The organism is Actinomycetes bacterium (genome assembly GCA_036000965.1).
Classification (GTDB): Bacteria; Actinomycetota; CALGFH01; order CALGFH01; family CALGFH01; genus DASYUT01.
In genome coordinates, this window is sequence record DASYUT010000267.1 from 31,259 (window position 1) to 51,569 (window position 20,311).

Sequence of the window (20,311 nt, forward strand, 5' to 3'; positions counted from 1 at the left end):
ACCGTCGGGAACCTCTCGTGACCGAGCCAGCACACAACCCACACACCCGCCGCGCCGTCCTCGACCTCCTCAAGCGGTGCGGGCCCCAGACCGTGGCCCAGCTGCGCGAGGCGCTCGGTGTCTCCGGGGTGGCTGTGCGCCGGCATCTGGAAGCGCTCGAGCACGACGGGCTGGTGCAGCAGACGACCCGCTCCTCGGGCCGCGGGCGCCCCGCCTACGTGTACGCGCTGACCGAGGTCGGCCACGACCTGTTCCCCCGCAACTACCACCAGCTCGTCGCCCAGCTCCTGGAGGCGGCCGGCACCCAGTTCGGCGCTGACGCGGTCGAGGAGCTGTTCGCCTACCGCCAGCGGGTCCTCGCCGACCTGTACCGCGGCCGCACCGCCGGCCGGCCCCTGCCCGAGCTGGCCCGGGCCCTGGCCGCCATCCAGGACGAGAACGGCTACATGACCGACTGCACCGCCACCGGCGACGGCCGTTACCTGGTCCAGGAGCACAACTGCGCCATCGCCCGGGTGGCTGGATCCTACCCGACCGCCTGCGTGCACGAGCTGGAACTGTTCCGCGAGCTCGCCGGGCCCGGTATCGAGGTGGACCGGGTCGCCCACATCCAGGCTGGCGACCCGGTGTGCGCGTACGTGCTGCGGCCCGCCGACGGGGGTGCCGACACCGGGTGCGGGGCCGTGGTCGCGCCCCAGCCGGTCCCGGTACCCGGGCCGGTGCTGGTCGACGGCCCCGGCCGTCCCGCCCCGCCCGCTGGTCGCTGACCGCCGTGGTCCGCATCCGCAGCGGCCGCGTGACCGCGATCCTCGCCCGGCGGCCCGGGGTGACCGAGGCCCTGGTCGCGATCGATCCCCGACCAGCGGCGGGAGCCCCGCCTCCTGGTCCGGGCGACCAAGGAGCAGGCCTCGGTGGCCCGGCCGGAGTGGGGCGGGCCGGGGAGCCCGCCATCGGCTACGACGCGGTCACGGGGCCGCTCGAGGTCGGCGACCGGGTCGTGCTGAACACCACCGCGGTCGCCCTGGGTCTGGGCACCGGCGGCTGGCACCTGGTCATGGCCAGGGTCGACCGGGACGGCGACCCCGGCCCCGGGCCGGGGCACGTGATGAAGGCCCGCTACACCCCGTCGCAGGTCCGGGTCCTGGCCGTGGAGGAGGAGGCGAGCCCGCACCGGGCCGCGCTGGCCGCCTGCGCCGACCTCGGCGGCCTGCCGGTGGTCTGCGCCGAGCTCCACTCGATGGTGCCGGTGGTCGCGGCGGCGGCCAGGGCGGTGGCCGACGGGCTGGCCGTCGCCTACGTCATGACCGACGGCGCCGCGCTGCCGCTCGCCTTCTCGCGCCTGGCCGCCGACCTTCGGGCCAGCGGGCTCGTGGCCGGGATCGTTACCACCGGCCAGGCGTTCGGTGGCGACCTGGAGGCGGTCACTCTGTACTCGGGCCTGATCGCGGCCCGGGCGGTGCTCCGGGCCGACCTGGCCGTGGTCGCCCAGGGCCCGGGCGGCATAGGGTCGGGCACCCGGTACGGGTTCTCGGGCACCCAGGCCGCCGAGGCGGTCAACGCCACCGCCGCGCTCGGCGGCCGGCCCGTCGCCTGCCTGCGCATGTCGGTCGCTGACGGCCGGGCCCGGCACCGAGGGGTCAGCCACCACAGCCTGACCGGGCTCGGGCGGCTCGCGCTGGCCCGGGCCACCGTGGCCGTGCCCGTCCTCGACGACGAGGCGCTGGGCGCCGCGGTCGACCGGCAGCTCGCCGAGGCCGGCGTGGCCGCCCGCCACGACCTGGTCCGGGTCGCCGCCCCCGACCCGGCCAAGCTGCTCGCCGGCTGGGGCCTGCGGGTGGCCACCATGGGCCGGGGCCCCGACGACGACCCGGTGTTCTTCGCCGCCGCGGCGGCCGCCGGTGCCCTGGCCGGCCGCCTGGCCGCCGGCCTCCCCGCTGCCGAGGCGGCCCGGTGAGCGCGGCCAGCCGGAACGGTGCCGGGAACCCTCCGGGAGGATCCGGGGACGCCCCGCGGGGCGTCCCGGCGGGCCGGCGGGCAGGCGTCCCGGCGGGCCGGAGCGGCGCGGCGCACCGGACAGGCGGGCCGGACAGGCGGCCAGGCGGCCCGGCGGCCCGGGTCTGGCGCTGGCTCGCCGGCCGCAGCGACGAGCAGGTGTTCGCTGCCTGCCTGGCCGGCATCGCGCTGGCCGTGGGGCTGTTCCTGGTGGTGCCGCTCGTCCCGCTGTTCGGCCCCATCCACCAGGTGCCGACCCAGCTCGACTACAACGTGGTCGGCAAGCCGGAGGGCGGGGTCACCGGGTTCTGGCTCCTGGCCATGGGCTCGTTCGGCTGCGCCGTGTGGCAGTGGCGGCGGGGCCGCCGCCCGAGCGGGCGGCTCCTGGTCGCCGGGGCCATCATGCTCACCCTGGTCTCGCTGCTGGTCCCGCCGTTCGCCTCCGAGGACGTGTACGCCTACTCGTTCTACGGCAAGGTGCAGAGCACCTACGGCGTCAACCCCTACCTGTCGTTCCCCGAGCAGTACTCGTTCGACTCCTGGTACCACTTGTGGCCGTGGCGGCTGGTCGGGCCGGTGTACGGGCCGCCCTTCCTGCTGCTGCTCCGCGGCGTCGCCGCCCTGGCCGGACCGAGCCTGCTCGCTTTCGTGGTCGCCATGAAGCTGCTGCTCGTCGCGGCCGAGCTGCTGGCTGTCTGGCTGCTGGCGTGCGCGACCGCCGGTCCCCGCGGTCCCCGGGCGCCGGGTGCCACCGCTGCCGGCGATCCCCGGGCGCCGGGCGCCGGCGGCACCGGCGATCTCCAACTGCGGGGTGCCGTCGGCACCGGCGACCCGGACGACGCCGGCACCGGCGACCCGGACGCCGGCACCGGCGACCAGGGCGACCCGCGCTGGCCGGTGCTGCTCATCGCCTGGAACCCGATGGTGATGCAGGCGGTCGCCATGTCCGCCCACGTCGACGCGCTGCTGCTGCTGGCCGTGGCCGGCGCCGTGCTCGCCCACCGTAGGGGCCACCGGCTCGTCGCGTTCCTGCTGCTGGTGCTCACCTTCCTGTTCAAGATGTACATGGGGCCGGTCGCCGCCCTCTACGCGCTGTGGCTGGCGTTCGCGGGCGCGCCGCGGGCTGGTTCCCTGGGCCGCCGGCTCGCCCACGTCGCGGGCCTCGGCGCCCTTGGCGCCGCGGTCACCGCCCTCACCTACCTGCCCTACGCGAGCGCGGGCACGAAGCTGTTCTCCAGCGCGCTCGACGTGAGCGGCCACTTCTCCACCGGCAGCCCGCCGAACCTGGTCCGGCGGGCGCTCGCCGCCGTGCTGCCCGCCTTCGGGGTGGTGGACACCACCGCAGCGGCCGTCAGCGACCAGGTCGCCCGGCTGGGCGCCGTCGCCGCCATCCTGGTCGCGTTCGCCCTGGTCGCGCGGAAGGTGGTGCGCGCCACCGACCCGTGGCCGCCGATCGCCACCTACTTCCTGGCCTACCTGCTGCTCACGCCCTGGGTGTTCTACTGGCACGAGCTGCCGCTGCTCGGGTTCGTCGCGGTGATCCCGTGGGGGGTGACCAGCCTCGTGGCGGTCGTGCTGTCGATGACGCTGGTGCCGCTGGCGCCCCGGCCCCCCCGAGCGGGGGTGAGCATGGGCGGGCCGACCGCCGCCCGGGAGCTCGGCAACACCGTGGCCGGCCTGGCCGAGCGGTACGGCGCGGCGTTCGTCGCGCTCTGGCTGGGGCTGGCCCGGCGCCGCCGGGCGGCCGCCCTGCCTCCGGGCGCGGGGGAGCCCGGGCCGGCGGCGCCTGCCCGGGTCACATCGACGCGATGAGCTTGTCGACCCGGTCGTCGTGGGCGCGGAACGGGTCCTTGCAGAGCACGGTCCGCTGCGCCTGGTCGTTCAGCTTCAGGTGCACCCAGTCGACGGTGTAGTCGCGGCGGCGCTCCTTGGCCTGGCGGATGAACTCGCCCCGCAGCCGGGCCCGGGTCGTCTGGGGCGGCTCCTGGGTGGCCCGGTCGATGGCCCGGTCGTCGCACACCCGCTCGACCGCGCCGCTCCGTTCGAGCAGGTAGTACAGGCCGCGCTTGCGGTTGACGTCGTGGTAGGTGAGGTCCATCAGCGCGACCTTGGGGTGGGACAGGGGCATCCCGTCCCTGGCCCGGGCCCGCTCGATCAGCAGGTACTTGGTCACCCAGTCGACCTGGCGGCCGATGCGGTCGAGCTCCTGGGCCTCGAGCGCGTCGAGCACGTGGCCCCACATCGACACGACCTTCTTGGCCACCGGGTCGTCGCGGCGGTCGACGAACCGGACCGCCTTGTCGAAGTACTCCCGCTGGATCTCGAGGGCACTCGCCTCCCGGCCGGTGGCCAGGCGGACCTTGCGCCGGCAGGTCATGTCGTGGGAGATCTCCCGGATGGCCCGGATCGGGTTCTCGAGGGTCAGGTCGCGCAGGACGGTGGCCTCCTCGACCATCGAGAGCACGAGGTCGGTGGCGCCCACCTTGAGGAACGCCGACCACTCCGACATGTTGGAGTCGCCCACGATCACGTGCAGGCGCCGGTAGCGCTCGGCGTCGGCGTGGGGCTCGTCGCGGGTGTTGATGATCGGGCGTGAGCGGGTGGTGGCCGACGACACGCCCTCCCAGATGTGCTCGGCCCGCTGGGCGATGCAGTACACCGCGCCGCGGGGGGTCGCGAGCACCTTGCCGGCCCCGCACAGGATCTGGCGGGAGACGAAGAACGGGATCAGCACGTCGGCCAGGCGCTGGAACTCGCCGTACCGGGACACCAGGTAGTTCTCGTGGCAGCCGTAGGAGTTGCCGGCCGAGTCGGTGTTGTTCTTGAACAGGAAGATCTGCCCGGCGATGCCCTCCTCGTGCAGGCGGGCCTCGGCCGCCGCGAGCAGGCTCTCGAGGATGCGCTCACCCGCCTTGTCGTGGGTGATCAGCTCCTCCACCGAGTCGCACTCGGGCGTGGCGTACTCGGGGTGGGAGCCCACGTCGAGGTAGAGGCGGGCGCCGTTCTCGAGGAAGACGTTGGAGGACCGGCCCCAGGACACCACGCGGCGGAACAGGTAGCGGGCGACCTCGTCCGGCGAGAGCCGGCGCTGGCCTCGGAACGTGCACGTGACCCCGTACTCGTTTTCGAGGCCGAAAATCCGCCGATCCATGCGCTCATGCTACCGGTCCCCGCCATGCCGTGGGGGATGTCGACTCGCCCCAGATCACGGGAGCGCAGATCCTCGATGAGGTGGCCCTCGACCACCCGAAAGAGACGTCGACCCGCCCGCGGTCACGGGACGGGCAGGGGGCGGTCCCGGGCGGTAAGGGCGAGCAGCACGATCGCAGTCGTCCAGGCGATGGGCGCCACCGACCGGGGCGCGCCGTCCCCGCGGCGGACCCGCTCCGGGAACGCGCCCAGGGTCGTGCGGTGATCCAGCAGCCAGCCGAGCCGCCGGTCGGCCACGGCCCGGTCCCCCGAGGCCGTCTCGGCCAGGGCGAGCGCGGCGGTGGCCGGTGTCCACGGGTCGCCGCCGCGCCAGGGCGACCCCGGAACCGCCCCGCCGCCCCCGCCCGAGGCCAACCGCTGGGCCGCGGCGGCGACCGCGGCCCGCACGGCCGGGTCGGGTGGCTGGAACGGCGGAGCCAGCCAGGCCACGGCGGCGTCGGGCCCGCCTCCGTAGGGCGAGTGCCGGTAGACCAGCCCGAGCCCGGCGAAGCGGGTGCGCACCGCCCGGGCGAGGCGGCCGGACGCCCGCTCGTAGCGGGCCAGGGCGGCCACGTCGCCGGCCGCCCCGGCCAGCCGGGCGGCCGCGCGCAACCCGGCCAGCAGGGCGGCCGCCGTGCCGAGGGTCGGGGCGTGCTCGGTCCGCTCCCAGTAGTCGGGGCCGGGCGGCGGCAGCCCCTGGGCGTCGAGCGAGCCGGCGGCCGCGTCGGCGGCCGCCCGCACCATCGGCCACACCCGCCCGACCAGCGCCCGGTCGGCCCCCTGCCCGGTGGCCAGAAACGCCGCCCAGCAGACCCAGCCGGTCGCGTCGAGCTGGGACGGGCGCCCGTCGGCGACCGGGGCGCCGTCCGGGCGGGAGCGGGCCGGCCAGGTGCCGTCGGGCCGCTGGGTGCGGCCCAGGAACCCGAGGATCGCCTGGCTCTCGGCGCCGTGGCCGGTGGCGTGGAACGCGGCGGCCACGAAGCTCGCGTCCCGGGGCCACACAAAGGCCCAGTAGGGCGCCTCGGCGGCGACCGCGGCCCCGCCCGGGCGGAGCAGCAGGCGCAGGAAGAGCAGGGAGCGGGCAGCCGCGTCGCGCTCGGCCGGGGTCCGGCCCGGGACGGTCCCGGCCGCGAGCCAGGCTCGGTCGGCCGCTGCCGCGGCCAGGGCGCCCGGGTCGTCCGCGGCCACGGTGACCGCTGCCTTCGCCCCCGGCGGCAGGTAGCGCAGACCAGCCCCGCCGGGCAGCCGCAGCACCGTGCTGCCCGGCAGGTACGCGAGCCCGCGGGCCTCGCCGGGTCCGATGCCGAGCAGGGTCGCGTCGTTGCCGAGCAGCCCGGCCGAGAACAGCGGGGGCGATGCGCTCAGCCGGTTCGCCCCGAGCAGGCCGGCGAGCATCAGCCCAGCCGTGGCCCCGGTGGCCAGGCGGCGAACGGTGATGGTTCTGGTGGTCTGGCGCCGGAGGGGGGTGGCCCTGCGGGCCTGGCGCCGGAGGGGGGTGGCCCGGGTGGCCAGGCGGCGGAAGGGGAGCCGGCGCATCAGCCGGCCTCAGGGCCGGCCGAGGCCGCTCGACAGCTTGACGAGGGTCGGGCGGTCGGGTGCCGACAGCAACGTCGCGCGGGTGTCCCGGCAGGCCAGGGCAAGCTCCTGGCCGTGGCCCGACCAGCGGCCCGGGCCGACGGTCGGGCCGAACCGGGCCGTGGCCCAGCGGGCCGAGGCCCGGCAGAACTCGCTCGCCTCGCCCGGTGAGTCCCAGACCGTGCGCAGCACCAGGGCGGTGCGCCCGCCGCGCTCGAAGGTGCGCAGCCGCCCGCCGTCCCAGCCCTCGGCGGCCGCCTCGGCCACCGTGACCGGCAGCTCCCCGGCGAGCACGAGCTGGGTGTCGAACTCGCCCCACTGGACCTCGGCGGCCGGCCGCCACCCGGCGCCGAGGGCACGGGCGAGGTCGGGCACGGCAACCGGCTGGGGCCGGTCCCGCGTGAGGTACTTCTCGGGGTGCATGACCTGTTCGGTCGAGGTGGGCGGGTCGGTGTAGGCGCGGTTGACCGCGGCCCAGCCGCCGCGGTCGTACAGGGCGTGGACGAACGAGAGCCCGGTCTGGTACGGGAACAGCAGCGACTCCCGGAGCGCGGCGGGCGCCGCGTCCAGCTTGGGGGTGCGCTCCCGCGACGCCGTGGCGGCGACCGCCAGCTGCTGGGCGGTGGTCAGCTCCTCGGTGAGGTAGCGCTGCATGGTGAGGGTCGCGTCACCCTCGGCCAGAGCGCTGTAGGCGGCCACCTCGTCGTCGCGGCCCTGGGCCTGGAGCCGGTCCGATCGGGTGAGGTCGAAGTGCTGGTCGGTGACGGCATGGGTCAGCTCGTGGGAGAGCACGAACTCGGCGTACGGGTCGAGCCCCTGGCTGGAGCGCACGTACAGCCGCCCCTTGCCCGGCGGCTTGCCAGGGACGTAGAAGCCGAGCACGGTCTCGGCCTGGACCGAGCGGATCAGCTTGGGCAGGTTGGTGTCCGGACGCAGCTCGCCCAGCAGCACCAGGGCGCGACCCTGCCGGGTCAGGGCCGCCTCGTCGGTGTCGTCGTCGATCGCGCGCAGCAGCTCGGTGGCGAGCTTGGCCGGGGGCAGGATCTTGGTCGGCACCGCGCGGGTGAACCGCAGGCCCCGGACCTGCTCCACCCGGCGCTCGACCCCCGCGATGGCGACCCGCGCCTGGCCGTTGGCCGGCGGGGCGCTCGCCGGCGGCGCGGTCGACGCCGGCGGGGCGGGCGTCGTGGCCGGCGCGGCGCTCCGGTCCCGGCTGCGGGCGGCCAGGGACAGGCCGCCCCCTGCGGCCAGCACGGCCAGCAGCGCGACGACCAGCACGGCGGGCAGCAGGGCGCCCCGCCGCGGGGACGGCGGCGGCACCGGCGGCGGCCACTGCCCAGGCACCGGCGGCCACTGCCCAGGCTCCCGCCCTCGCGGGCCCGGGGATCCTCGAGCCGGCCACCCCTGCGTTCCCGGGGGCGGCTGGGGCGACCCCCACTGCGGCCGGGCGCCGGGGGGCTGTGAGCCGGCAGGCGGGGTCGACCCCCACTGTGGCCGGGCGCCGGGGGGCGGCGGGCCAGGTGGCGGCAGCCAGGCCGGCCGGTCCGGCTGCGGCGGCTCGTCCCCGTCTGGAGGCACCCCGGGGGAGGAAGGCGGAGCGGGGGCGTCGTCGCTCACGCGGTGCCCTCGGTCTCCGGGGGCGGCCTCGCGATCACGTCGAGCCCTTGGCCGCTCCGGCTCCGGTTTCCGGGCCGGCCCCGTTCGCGGCGCCGGCGCGCGCGCCCGTCCCCGTCCGGGCGGTGACTTCCTCTTGCGACAGGCGCCGGAACGACCGCCGCGGGCGGCCGCGCTCGAGCACGGCGACCTCGAGCCGAGCGGTGCTGTCGCCGCTCGGGGTGGCGGCGCGCAGGGTACGCACGGCCAGGTCGGTCGCGCCGCCAAGGTCCAGGCCCTCGCTGTAGCTCCGCTGCAGCTCCGCGTTCAGCTCGTCGGACTGGCCGCCCATGGCCAGGAAGCCCTTGCGGTCCACCACCGTCCCGTCGTAGAGCACGTGGTAGAGCGCGTTGGCGGCGCCCTCGGTGCCCACCTCGGCCACGCACAGCTCGATCTCGTACGGCTTGGGCTCCTGGATGAAGATCTGGCCGAGGTTCTGGGAGTAGAAGTTGGCGATGGCCCGCGAGGTGACGTCCTCGCGGCCGTAGGCGTAGCCGCGGATGTCGGCCAGGCGGACGCCGGCGACCCGCAGGTTCTCGAGCTCTGAGAACTTGCCCACGGCGGCGAAGGCGATCCGGTCGTAGATCTCGGCGATCTTGTGAAGGTGGCTGGACGGGTTCTCGGCGACGAAGACGATGCCGCCCGCGTACTCCAGCACCACCAGCGGGCGCCCGCGTGAGATGCCCTTGCGGGCGAAGTCCGCCTTGTCCTTCATCTGCTGCTCGGGCGAGACGTAGAACCCCATGCTCATCTGGTGCTACCCCTCCCCTCGGCCACGGGCTTCCACGATCCGCTCGGTCGCCGCCCGCAGATCGTCGTCGCTTACGCGCTGGTACCCCTCGGCGGTCACCGTGGCCACGATCGGGAAGATCCCCCGGATCAGGTCGGGGCCTCCGGTGCCGGCGTCCTCGTCGGCCGCGTCGTACAGCGCCTCGACGAGCACGTCCACGGCGCTGGCACGGTCCATGTCGTGGCGGTAGCGTTTCTTCAGACTGCCGCGTGCGTCCTTGCCGCCCGAGCCGTTGGCGTGGTAGTCGGTGTCCTCGTAGCGGCCGCCGGTGACGTCGTAGCGGAAGATCCGCCCGGTCTCCTTGCGCTGGTCGTAGCCGGAGAACAGGGGCACGACAACCAGGCCCTGCATGGCCAGGGGCAGGTTGGTGCGCACCATCTGGCCCAGCTTGTTGGCCTTGCCCTCGAGCGAGAGGGTCAGGCCCTCGACCTTCTCGTAGTGCTCCAGCTCGGTCTGGAACAGGCGCACCATCTCGATCGCGGGCCCGGCCGCCCCGGCGATCGCCACCGCCGAGTAGTCGTCGGCCGGGAACACCTTCTCGATGTCGCGCTGGGCGATCGAGAGCCCCTCGGTGGCGCGCCGGTCCCCGCCGATGACCACCCCGTCGGTGTACCGGAGCGCGGCCACCGTGGTCGCGTGCGGCACCTCCGTCAGCGGCCCGCCGAGCGCCGGCGGCGCGAGCAGCTCGGGCGCGTACGACCGCAACGCGTCGATGAACGACGGGCTGAACAGCGCCGGGCCGTTCAGTGGGTCCCTCACCAGACTCCCTTCGTAAGCTTCGTCAGGTTGATCAGGCTGTCGCGGCTGCTAAGGTAAACGACGGCACGGGCAGCCATTCGGGGTTGTCGTTGAACTGTCCCAAGCCGCCGTTGCACCCGAAGCAGAGAACGCCCCGGACCTCACCCGATTCATAAGTGTTTTTGTTCCTGGGAAATTCTTCGGGAGGCTTCTTCTTGCTACAATTGGGGCACCGCTTCATTGGCCCCCTTTCTGCACATATTGCTTCACGAATTCTTCTGCATTTTCTTCTAGAACGTCGTCAATTTCATCGAGGAGGGCGTCCAGTTCTTCCTTGAGCTCCTCGCCCTTCTCGGTGACGTCGGCAGACGCTTGGACGTCGTCGGTGTCGGCGTCCTGCTTGCCCGCGGCGCGGCGCTTCTGCTCGGCGCCGCCGCTGTCCTTCGCCATGGTTCCTCCTCGGCTTCGCTGTCCGGCCAGTGTCTCACACGCCACCTGCCGGACCGGCGGCCACTCGGAGCGGTTGTGGATCGCTACCCCTGGCTATCCCTGTAGGTTGCGGATGAGGTCCTCTGCTGTCGGGCTGCCGTCCAGGACGGCCGCGGTGTGGGCCGCGGTGCCCCGCGTCGGCTCCAGCATCGGCACCCGCTGCAGGGTCTCCCGCCCGATGTCGAAGATGATCGCGTCCCAGCCCGCCGCGGCGATCTGGGGGGCGTACTTGGCCAGGCAGCGGCCGCGGAAGTACGCCCTGGTGTCCTCGGGCGGCTCGGTGGTGGCCTTGACGATCTCCTGCTCGGCCACCAGCCGCTCGACCCGGCCACCGGCGGCGAGCCGGTAGTACAGGCCCTTGTCCATGCGCACGTCGTGGTACTGGAGATCCACCAGGGCGAGCTTGGCGTCGTCCCAGTCGAGCCCGTCACGGTCGGCGATCTGCTGCATGAGCGTGTACTTGGTGACCCAGTCGACCGTGCGGCTGGCCTTCCGCGGGTCGTCCTCGAGCTGGGACAGCACCGCCTCCCAGCGCTCGAGCACCTCGAGCTGCCAGTGCGAGGTCTCGCGGTCCTTCAGGTAGGACTTGGCCGCATCCAGGTAGGCCCACTGGATCTCGCACGGGGTGACGTGGTGGCCGTCCTTGCGCTCGACCGTCTCCTTGAGGGTCGGGTCCCTGGCGATGGCGCGCAGGGCCTGGACCGGGTTGGCGAGTTGCCACTCCTCGCCGGGCGTGGCGTTGTCCTCGATCATGTTGAGCACGACCGCGAGCGCGCCGGTCTTCAGGAACGTGGCCACCTCGTTCATGTTCGCGTCGCCGATGATCACGTGCAGGCGCCGGTAGCGCTCGGGGTCGGCGTGGGGCTCGTCCCGGGTGTTGATGATCGGGCGCTTGAGGGTCGTCTCCAGCCCGACCTCGACCTCGAAGAACTGGGAGCGCTGGGCGATCTGGAACCCGACCGAGCCGTCGTGGTGGTCGCGGACCAGGCTCCCGGCGCCGGCGAAGACCTGGCGGGTGACCAGGAAGGCGGTCAGGTCCCTGACGATGCGGGCGAACGCGGTGGTCCGGTCGACCAGGAAGTTCTCGTGGGTGCCGTAGGAGGTGCCCTTGCCGTCGGTGTTGTTCTTGTAGATCTGGATGCGCCGGCCGCCGGGGGCGAGCTCGACCGCCCGGCGGGCGGACTCGGCCAGGATCCGCTCCCCCGCCTTGTCGTAGGTGACCAGCGTACGCGGGTCCAGGCACTCGGGGGAGGAGAACTCCGGGTGGGCGTGGTCGACGTAGTAGCGCGCGCCGTTGGTGAGGATGACGTTGGCCAGGCCGAGGTCGTCGTCGGTGGGCGCCTCGGGCTCGCGCGCGGCCTCGAAGCCGCGCGCGTCGCGCAGGGGCGACTCCTCCTCGTAGTCCCAGCGTACCTTGCGGCCCCGCCCGGAGAACGCGTTCACGAGCAGGCTGGAGGCGAGGACGGGGTTGGAGTCGGGCGAGCCTGGAACCGTGATGCCGTACTCGGTCTCGATCCCCATGACCTTGGTGATGGCCATCCGTCCCCCTGCCTACAGGTACTGCCCGGTGTTGACCTGCTCGATCGCGCGCCCGAGGTCCTTGGAGCTACCACCGATGAGGGTGCGCACATACACGATGCGCTCGCCCTTCTTCCCGGAGATGCGCGCCCAGTCGTCGGGGTTGGTGGTGTTGGGCAGGTCCTCGTTCTCCTTGAACTCGTCGGCCACGGCCACGAACAGGTCGAGCGGCTTGATGCCCTTCTTGCCGGTCTCCAGGAACCGCTTGATCGCCATCTTCTTGGCCCGGGAGACGATGTTCTCGATCATCGCGCCCGAGTTGAAGTCCTTGAAGTACAGGACCTCCTTGTCGCCGTTGGCGTAGGTGACCTCGAGGAAGCGGTTCTCCAGAGCGTCGGAGTACATCCGCTCGACGGTCTCGCCGATCATCTTGGTCAGGGCTTCGTCGCGGGCGCCGCCGGCCAGGTCGAGCACCTCGGTGGCCAGCGGCAGGGAGGCAAGCAGGTACTTGGAGAAGATGTCCTTGGCGGCGGTGGCGTCCGGGCGCTCGATCTTGATCTTCACGTCGAGCCGGCCCGGGCGCAGGATCGCCGGGTCGATCATGTCCTCGCGGTTGGAGGCGCCGATCACGATGACGTTCTTGAGCTGCTCGACGCCGTCGATCTCGCTGAGGAGCTGGGGCACGATGGTGTTCTCCACGTCGGAGGAGACCCCCGACCCGCGGGTGCGGAAGATCGAGTCCATCTCGTCGAAGAACACGATCACGGGCACGCCCTCGTTGGACTTCTCCTTGGCCCGCTGGAAGATGAGCCGGATCTGCCGCTCGGTCTCGCCGACGTACTTGTTGAGCAGCTCCGGGCCCTTGATGTTGAGGAAGTAGCTGCGCCCGGCCTGCTGGCCGGTGATCTCGGCCACCTTCTTGGCCAGCGAGTTGGCCACCGCCTTGGCGATCAGCGTCTTGCCGCACCCGGGCGGCCCGTAGAGCAGGATGCCCTTGGGCGGCTTGAGCTGGTGCTCGGCGAACAGGTCGGCGTGGAGGAACGGCAGCTCGACGGCGTCGCGGATCTGGTCGATCTGGTTGGCGAGCCCGCCGATGTCCTGGTAGGAGATGTCGGGGACCTCCTCGAGGATCAGCTCCTCCACCTCGGGCTTGGGCAGGTGCTCGAGGACGAAGCCCGAGCGCGTGTCGAGCAGCAGCGAGTCGCCCGCGCGCAGGTGGCGGTTGCGCAGCGGCTCGCCGATCTGGACGACGCGCTCCTCGTCGGCGTTGCCGATCACCAGCGCCCGGTCGGGGCCGAGCATCTCCTTGAGGCTGACGACCTCGCCCTGGACCTCGTAGGCGCACGCCTCGACCACGTTGAGCGCCTCGTTGAGCATCAGCTCCTGCCCGAGCTGCAGCGACTTGGGGTCGATGTCGGGGTGCACGTTGACGCGGAGCTTGCGCCCGCCGGTCGAGATGTTGATGGTGCCGTCGTCGTTGACCCCGAGGAACACCCCGAAGCCGGACGGCGGCGCCGTGAGCTTCTCGACCTCCTCCTTGAGCGCGACGATCTGGTCGCGCGCCTCCCGCAGGGTGGCCGCCAGCCGCTCGTTCTGGGAGAGGGCCTGGGCGAGCTGCCCCTTGGTCTCCAGCAGGCGCTCCTCGAGCACGCGGACCTGCCGCGGGGAGTCGTGCAGCCGGCGGCGGAGCAACGCCGTCTCCTCCTCGAGGAACTGGATCTGGCGCTGGAGCTCGCTCGCCTCGATCGCCGGGTCGGCGGCTGGCTCGGGAGGCTCCCGGCGGGATCGTGGCGGCCTCGGGCGATCGGCGTCTTTCACGTTGCGTCCCCCTTCGGCGGTGGCAGATGAGCAGGTATCGACGGGTCTCGTGCAGGGACTAGGTAGAGCTGTCCAAACCCTATCGGCCTTTCCGCCGTCGCGCTTGTGGTCAACCCATCCAGCCCTCTTGGGTCAACCCAATCCGGCCCTCTGGGGCCGTGGCCGAAGCGGTTGCCACGGTCGGAGGCGCCGACTCGTGGGGCAACGACGCGGGCCCACCGCCATGCTACCCGTCCTCGGCGACATGGCCAGCCCCTGCGCTCCGCCCCGAACGGCAGCGGACCGGCCCTTGCACCCCGCCCCGAACGGCAGCGGACCGGGCCGCGCGGTACGCGGCCCGGTCCGGGTTCGGTGTGGCCTGGTCGGCTACCTGAAGGCGTCCTTCACCTTCTCGCCAGCCTGCTTGAGGTCCGACTTGGCCTGGTCGGACTGGCCCTCGGCCTCGAGGCGCTCGTCGTCGGTGGCGTCGCCCCAGGCCTCCTTGGCCTTGCCCTTGAGGTCCTGCGCCTGGTTGCGAAGCTTGTCGTCGGTGCCCATGGAAGGCATCACCTCCGCCCCGGGCCTATCCAAGCGACGGCGGCCACAAACCCTGGCGAGTTCGCCGGGCAGGTCAGCGGACCGGGCCGGGTGCGGGCCATGGCGCGGCCAGCCGGCGGCTCGACACGAGGAAGCCGGTGTGGCCGACCATGCGGTGCTCGGGCCGCACGGCCAGCCCGTCGACGTGCCAGGGACGCAGAATGGCCTCGGAGGTCTCGGTGAGGCCGAACCGGCCCGACCCGTCCAATGCCTCGACCAGGCGCATCACCTGCGGGATGGTCGCCACGAAGGCGACCAGGACCCCGCCGGGGACGAGCACCTCGGCCGCGCCCGGCACCACCAGCCAGGGCTCCAGCAGGTCGAGGCAGACCCGGTCGACCGGTCCCACCTGGCCGATGCCGTCCACGACGTCACCCTCCCGCAGGTCCCAGCGCTCGGGCGGCTTGCCGAACCACGCCTCCACGTTCCGCCTGGCCTGGGCGGCGAAGTCGGGGCGGAGCTCGAACGACACCAGCCGTCCCTCCGTGCCGAGGGCCTGGAGCAGCGCGGTGGACAGCGCGCCCGAGCCGGTGCCGGCCTCGACCACGGTCAGGCCGGGCCGCACGTCGGCCGCCATCACCATGAGGGCGAGCACCCTGGGGTAGATCACCTGGGCGCCGCGGGGCATCTTGACCAGCCAGTCGGCCAGGGTCGGGCGCACCACCAGCAGGCGCTGGCCGAGGTCGGTGCGCACCACCTCGCCCTCGGGGGCGCCGATGAGCTGGTCGTGGGCGAGCCGCCCCCGATGGGTGTGGAAGGTCGCGCCCCGCTCGAGCGTCACCAGGTAGCGCCGCCCCTTGCCGTCCTGCAGCAGCACCCGCTCCCCCGCCTCGAGCGGTCTGGCCGGGGCCCCCCCTCGGGGCTCCCCGGACCCCTCCGGTCTGACCGGGGCACCCCCTCGAGGTTCCCCGGACCCCTGCGGCGGCCTCACCGGGCGGCCGCCTCCTCCCGCTCCACGAGGGGCAGGGCCGTCCCGGCGAGGGGTAGGGCCGTCCCGGCGAGGGCCGCCTCGCCGACCAGGCGGGCCCGGCTGCGGCAGAAGGCGCAGACCGCCTCCTCGGCCGGGTCCTCGGGCGCGACCGTGACCATGCCGCAGCGCGAGCACTCGGCGAGGTCGGCGTCGTCGGCCACCCGCAGCAGCTCGGCCGCCCTGTCGAGGTAGCCGAACAGGAAGTTGTGCTTGGTGCCGGGCGACGCCTCCTCCATCTGGTTCAGCGTCTCCTTGAACCGCATCTGGGTGTTGCCGGCCACCAGCGGGCACTCCTCGACCACGTAGTCGATGCCCTTCAGCACGCAGTAGGCCGCGGTCTCGCGCTCAGCCACCCGGTAGAGCGGCTTCACCTTCTTGACCAGGCCCGGCCGCGTCGCCTCGAGCACCGGGAACTGGCGTGCCATGGCCGCGGTGTCCCAGCGCAGGGTGTTGCCGAACAGCACGGCCGCCTCGTCGTCGAGGTTGTGGCCGGTGGCGACCACGTCGTAGCCGCCCTCCAGGGCGGCCCGGTTGAACACGTACCGCTTGGACAGGCCGCACACGCCGCAGGACGAGCGGCCGTGCTTCCCGGCCGCCTGCGGGATCGTGTACCCCTGCTCGACGGCCAGGTCGTGCACGACCAGCCTGGCACCCCGGGCGGCGGCGAAGTCGCGGCAGATCTCCTTGGAGCGCTCGGAGTACCCGCCGATCCCGAGGCCGAGGTAGAGCCCGTCGGCCTGGTAGCCGAGCTCGAGCAGCAGGTCCCACAGGGCCAGCGAGTCCTTGCCCCCGGAGACCGCGACCACGACCCGGTCGGTGGGGGCGAGCATGCGGTGCTTGGCGATCGCCCGGGTGACCTGCTGGCCGACGTAGTGGAAGAAGCAGTCCCGGCAGAAGGCGGCGTTGTGCCTGCGGATCTCGATGACGATCGGCCCGCGGCACCGCTTGCAGCGCATGGCCACCTCAGCCGTCCCCCCGCCCGTCCGCGCCGGACCCCCCCGAGATCGCGAACCGGACCTCCACCTTGTCGCCGTCGTGCAGCTCGTCCTGGCTGGTGAGCAGGGCGCCGTCGCGGATCACGAGCACGGTGGTCGGCAGCACCTCCAGACGGGCCAGGAGGTCGGCGACGCGGTGGGCGTCCGGCACCTCGACGGTGCGGTCGGGTGGGCGCAGTCGCGCGGTCACGAGCATAGGCGGGTCCTTGTCTTGGTCGGGACGGGCCAGCCCAGGCGGAGCCGCCTGGGCGGCATCCCCGGGGCGCTCCCGGCGGGTCCGGGTCCGACGCCGGCGGGTCGCCGTCGTCCGTACCGGGCCGGTTGCCGGCATCAACGACACCATACCGTTCCCCCACCGTCGGCGACACCATCGGGCGGTCCGCGGCCCGCCGGCTGCCCGCTCGTCCACTCCCGAGAGCGCAGTCATCCCGGACCTCCGGAGCGGGTGGTCACCTGGACCTCCGGAGCGGGTGGTCACCTGGACCTCCTTCTTCGAGGCAGGGCTCCAACCAGCATCCAGACGGCCCCGCCGGGACCAGAGATGGCGAAAGCCACAGCATGCCGCGCCAGCACACCGCCGTGACCAGCGATCACGCGGCGGCGACGCTCTCGCGGCGGGCCAGGCACGCTCGCATGTGCGCTGTACACCTTCCAGCCATCCGCGGCATGCTCGACCGATTCACGCCAGCAAACTGCCGCACGGCAGGCGCCGTACAAGGAACGACGGGCAACCGTGATGGATGGCGTGATGAGACTCGGCGGCCGTCCGAGCGGTGATCCTGGCACGCTCAGGGCGGCCTGAGTGGTCCGAGACTTGCCGGTCGCTCGTCCCGTCCCCGACCCGCTCGCCGAGGTCTGGGCCGGGCTCTACGATTGCCCGCTGTCGGCCGCCTGCCACGACGTCCACTTCGATCCCGCAGCCGGGCTGGTGCCTCGCGGGATCTGGTCACTGCCCTCCCTCGACCGTGTTGAGCTGCTTGTCGTCGCCCACAACCCGGGCACGCCCCGGCGAACCCGAGCACTTCCAACGCATGCTGCCAGGGCGGCCGAGGATGGAGCTGGCCAGCGGCTACACCAGCGACTCGTTGCGCATAGCTCGCGCAAGCCGTACCACGGGCGCCTGCTGCGGGTCCCGTGCGAGGCGCTGGCGGACACACAGCCGCTGACTCCGGCAGAAGCGCTCGACAGTCACTGAATGCCATGAAGAGGGGCCTCCTTGGTGGCAACCTCCGGGTTGTCACCAAGGAACGTCGCCACGAGGAGGCCGGTGACAAGGTTGCACGCAGGGTGAGATCTGTCGCGTCACCGCTTGGACGTGCACCTGATGGACGAAGGAGGTGCGCTGGTGGAGGCCACCGCGGTGGCACCAGACGCCGATGGGTTGGGTGGGTTGGCCCGCTCGCTTGGGAAGTCCGGTCAGCCGGTCCAGGCCGCGACCTGGTCGATGAACGGCGCCCGGTTCGTGCATGACCAGCTTGAGCTGGCGGGGTGGGAGGTGCTGATCGCCGACGCGCAGAAGGTCAAGGGGCTGGCGCCGCTGGCGTGCAGGACCGACCGGATCGACGCGCGGGTGCTCCCCCGAGTTGTCGCGCTGGGCCTTGGTCCCCGAGATCTGGCTGCCCGCCCCAGAGGTGCGGGCCGAGCGGGAACGGGCTCGCTGGCGGTTGCACCTGGTGCGCCACCGGGTCGCGTTGAAGAACCGGGTGCACGCCACCGTGCTCGTGTTCGGGCGGCCCTGCCTGACCTCGGACCTGTTCGGCGTCGGCGGCCGAGCGCTGCTGGACAGGCTGGCGCTGCCTTGAGCCGTGGGCAGGCTCCATGACCGCCAGCCTGCAACTGCTCGACGAGCTCGACGAGCGGGTCGACGCCTGCGAACGCGAGCTGCGCCGGCTCGGCGCCGACCACGCCGACGCGCCCCTGCTGATGACCGCACCCGGGATCGCGTGGGTGCTTGGCCTGGACGCCGACGAGCAGGCCCGCAGCGGCTTCCGCTACGCCTACTCGGTCTACCAGGCCGAGTACAGCCGCAACCTGTTGTTCAAGGTCGGCGGCCAGATGGACCGCGTCTTCAACGCCGTCGTCGACCGAACCCGCTCCCGGCTGGACGTGCCGATCCTACGGACGCTGTTCGGCGCCAAGGCACGCCCCCACCACGACCGCGCGACCGGGCCGCCCACGCTGGCAGTCGTGCTCGAGAAACCTCGCTATGACCTGACCTGGTTCCACGAGGCTGTGACCTGCGGATTCACAAGACCGGTTCGTGGGCCGATCCGACCGTCCGATCAGTCTGAGCGGCTGATATGTCATGGTTTCGCCACATCCGAAGCCGGAGTCGGGAGGTGTGAATGTGTCCCAATCATGCCTCTGACCTCTGGCTGAACAGCTACGTCTGTGGGCCATCCCAGACCACACCACACCGCTGCAACCATCGCCGGCCGGATGTATTCCACCTGGATGTCCAAACGTGTGAGTGTTCCGGAAGCAGTGCGGGCGGCGATGCTCGAATGGCGTTCCTGGCCGCCCGGTGTCTGGGGTCCGTCGTCTGCTATGGGCCTTACACCAATTCATCACGTGATTGACCGGGCCCCGCAAGTGATCCGCGGACCCTCATCTGCGCCAGTATGACCTCTAGGAAGATTTGGAACGTGTACAGCGCGCTTGCGCCTCCTTCTTCGAGCCATCACTCCTACCGCCGCTTCGGGCGGCTTTCGGCAAGGCCGAGACGAGAAACGCGCTGCATGACGCCACAGAGCAGCACCGTGACCAGCAGCAACGCGACGACGCCACTCCCCCACCCGGCCGGACACCCTCGTATGTGCGCTGTACACCTTCCAGCCATCGGCGGCCTTCTGGACCGCGTTGCGCCAGCGACTGTCCCTGTCAGACTGTCCTGTCCCACCACGCCGCGAGGACCTCTGCGCTCGGGATGTCGATTGGCATGGCCGGAGTCTGCCTACGTCTCACAATCTGGTCAACTGAGGGCGTTTGGCGTGGCGGCGCCGGCCCGCTGGAGGTCCGGTCGTCCGGCCATGCTTTTCGCCGTGGCAACCGAAAGCAGAGGCACATGAGGGTAACCGCGTTCGAGGCCCAGTTGTGATCGCGTCGCTCGCAGCCGGGGCCGCCCTGCTCGGAGCACGGGTCAACTCGACCTGGCAGGTGAAGCGAGAGCGGCAAGCCAGGGAAACCGAACGCCGGCATGTCTTCCAGCGGCATGTCTTCCAGCAAGAGACGCTCGTCGCCCTCCAAGATTCATTGGAGGAGCTGTACCGTGTCGTTGAGGAGTAGATCCTAGCCCCAATGCCATCCGGTTAAGGGTCCTTCTGGCCTGATTTGACCGTGCTGACCAGGGAGTTTGTACTCGCAAATCCAGCTAACCGGATGGCATTGATCCTAGCCCGGCTGAATGGAGCATCGACGGCTCGTAGGTCGTCGCCTAGCAGTCGCCGAGGTTGACGATGCGCGAGCTGGTCACGCCGGTGCAGTCCGAGTCGCAGTCGGATCCGCTGTTGCAGTAGCACTCGATGCACCGGTAGAGGGTGACGCGAGCCCCTGACGTATAACAGCAGGTCCAGGACCAGGTGCAGACCGCCGGACGTGCGCCGCAACACGTCGATCCCGGCGAGCGGCACAGGTGGCAGCACGCCACCGTGATGGTGGCCGCGGCTGGGTCGGCAAGTCCGAGGACGACGAAGGCCGCCGACAGGGTGGCCGCGCCGACGCGCGAGAGGAACCTCCTTCGGCCCATGGACCCACCGATGCGTTGGACGACATCGTCTGCAGACATCGTTCCGACCCCCTTCGTGTTTGATGCCGACGCGGCGCCGCTAGACCCCCTCCAGAAGCAACCCGACGAGCGCCGCTGCCATCAGGACGATCCCGGCGATGTTGGTGATCCGGAAGACGGTGCGGGACTCCTCGATCTCGTCCAGCAGTTCGTTCGTGTAGGCCGGGCTGTGGAGCAGTACCGGACCGGCAAGGATCGACACCGCACGCCCTAGCCAATGGGTG

Annotated in this window: 19 protein-coding genes; 6 read left to right on the plus strand and 13 right to left on the minus strand. The window is 72.3% G+C overall.

The genetic code is table 11. The features are described from left to right. Positions 1–17: 17 nt before the first annotated feature. From VG276_23830 to VG276_23840, 3 genes are all read left to right on the plus strand, one after another. Positions 18–767, plus strand: coding sequence for a metalloregulator ArsR/SmtB family transcription factor (locus tag VG276_23830; protein HEV8652335.1), 750 nt, complete (start codon positions 18–20; stop codon positions 765–767). 158 nt (positions 768–925) lie between these two features. Further along, positions 926–1,954, plus strand: a complete 1,029-nt coding sequence (locus tag VG276_23835) for a DUF3866 family protein (GenBank protein HEV8652336.1) — start codon at positions 926–928, stop codon at positions 1,952–1,954. Next, positions 1,951–3,804 carry a hypothetical protein gene (locus tag VG276_23840; protein ID HEV8652337.1) on the plus strand — a complete coding sequence of 618 codons (1,854 nt, stop codon included), beginning with the start codon at positions 1,951–1,953 and terminating at the stop codon, positions 3,802–3,804. The genes VG276_23835 and VG276_23840 overlap by 4 nt, the downstream gene beginning before the upstream one ends. On the opposite strand, the gene pafA is transcribed toward VG276_23840, so the two are convergent. The 12 genes from pafA to VG276_23900 all read right to left on the minus strand — a co-directional run bounded on the left by pafA (position 3,788) and on the right by VG276_23900 (position 16,499). Then, positions 3,788–5,143: a Pup--protein ligase gene (gene pafA / locus VG276_23845; protein HEV8652338.1), complete on the minus strand. Its 1,356-nt coding sequence runs from the start codon at positions 5,141–5,143 to the stop codon at positions 3,788–3,790. The two genes, VG276_23840 and pafA, sit on opposite strands and share 17 nt — an antisense overlap. A gap of 122 nt (positions 5,144–5,265) precedes the next feature. Then, positions 5,266–6,717 carry a glycoside hydrolase family 15 gene (locus VG276_23850; protein HEV8652339.1) on the minus strand — a complete coding sequence of 484 codons (1,452 nt, stop codon included), beginning with the start codon at positions 6,715–6,717 and terminating at the stop codon, positions 5,266–5,268. 9 nt (positions 6,718–6,726) lie between these two features. Then, entirely contained in the window at positions 6,727–8,100 is a 1,374-nt protein-coding gene (locus VG276_23855) for a hypothetical protein (GenBank protein HEV8652340.1), read from the minus strand. Between the two features lie 307 nt (positions 8,101–8,407). After that, positions 8,408–9,160, minus strand: a complete 753-nt coding sequence (prcA, locus tag VG276_23860; GenBank protein HEV8652341.1) for a proteasome subunit alpha — start codon at positions 9,158–9,160, stop codon at positions 8,408–8,410. A gap of 6 nt (positions 9,161–9,166) precedes the next feature. Continuing rightward, a complete protein-coding gene (prcB, locus tag VG276_23865; protein HEV8652342.1) occupies positions 9,167–9,958 on the minus strand; it encodes a proteasome subunit beta in 792 nt (263 codons plus the stop codon). Positions 9,959–10,174: 216 nt separating this feature from the next. Further along, entirely contained in the window at positions 10,175–10,387 is a 213-nt protein-coding gene (locus tag VG276_23870) for a ubiquitin-like protein Pup (GenBank protein ID HEV8652343.1), read from the minus strand. 93 nt (positions 10,388–10,480) lie between these two features. After that, a complete protein-coding gene (gene dop / locus VG276_23875; protein HEV8652344.1) occupies positions 10,481–11,965 on the minus strand; it encodes a depupylase/deamidase Dop in 1,485 nt (494 codons plus the stop codon). Between the two features lie 12 nt (positions 11,966–11,977). Beyond that, positions 11,978–13,690, minus strand: coding sequence for a proteasome ATPase (gene arc, locus VG276_23880; GenBank protein HEV8652345.1), 1,713 nt, complete (start codon positions 13,688–13,690; stop codon positions 11,978–11,980). Positions 13,691–14,128: 438 nt separating this feature from the next. Beyond that, entirely contained in the window at positions 14,129–14,299 is a 171-nt protein-coding gene (locus VG276_23885; protein ID HEV8652346.1) for a CsbD family protein, read from the minus strand. Positions 14,300–14,372: 73 nt separating this feature from the next. Next, positions 14,373–15,269: a tRNA (adenine-N1)-methyltransferase gene (locus tag VG276_23890; GenBank protein HEV8652347.1), complete on the minus strand. Its 897-nt coding sequence runs from the start codon at positions 15,267–15,269 to the stop codon at positions 14,373–14,375. After that, the gene (locus tag VG276_23895) at positions 15,266–16,264 is read right to left on the minus strand and encodes an ATP-binding protein (GenBank protein HEV8652348.1); all 999 of its coding nucleotides are present in this window, start codon (positions 16,262–16,264) and stop codon (positions 15,266–15,268) included. The genes VG276_23890 and VG276_23895 overlap by 4 nt, the downstream gene beginning before the upstream one ends. A gap of 7 nt (positions 16,265–16,271) precedes the next feature. Further along, positions 16,272–16,499, minus strand: a complete 228-nt coding sequence (locus tag VG276_23900) for a MoaD/ThiS family protein (protein HEV8652349.1) — start codon at positions 16,497–16,499, stop codon at positions 16,272–16,274. A 1,387-nt stretch (positions 16,500–17,886) separates the two neighbouring features. Between VG276_23900 and VG276_23905 the strand changes: the two genes are divergently transcribed. The 3 genes from VG276_23905 (at position 17,887) to VG276_23915 (ending at position 19,588) form a co-directional block, all read left to right on the plus strand. Then, positions 17,887–18,105, plus strand: a complete 219-nt coding sequence (locus VG276_23905) for a hypothetical protein (GenBank protein ID HEV8652350.1) — start codon at positions 17,887–17,889, stop codon at positions 18,103–18,105. A gap of 16 nt (positions 18,106–18,121) precedes the next feature. Further along, on the plus strand, positions 18,122–18,682 hold the full coding sequence (locus VG276_23910) for a hypothetical protein (protein ID HEV8652351.1): 561 nt from the start codon (positions 18,122–18,124) through the stop codon (positions 18,680–18,682). A gap of 714 nt (positions 18,683–19,396) precedes the next feature. Then, positions 19,397–19,588: a hypothetical protein gene (locus tag VG276_23915; protein HEV8652352.1), complete on the plus strand. Its 192-nt coding sequence runs from the start codon at positions 19,397–19,399 to the stop codon at positions 19,586–19,588. A 539-nt stretch (positions 19,589–20,127) separates the two neighbouring features. Here the strand turns inward: VG276_23915 and VG276_23920 are convergent. Beyond that, positions 20,128–20,311 (minus strand): hypothetical protein (locus VG276_23920; GenBank protein ID HEV8652353.1); only part of this gene is annotated, 184 nt, incomplete at its 5' end.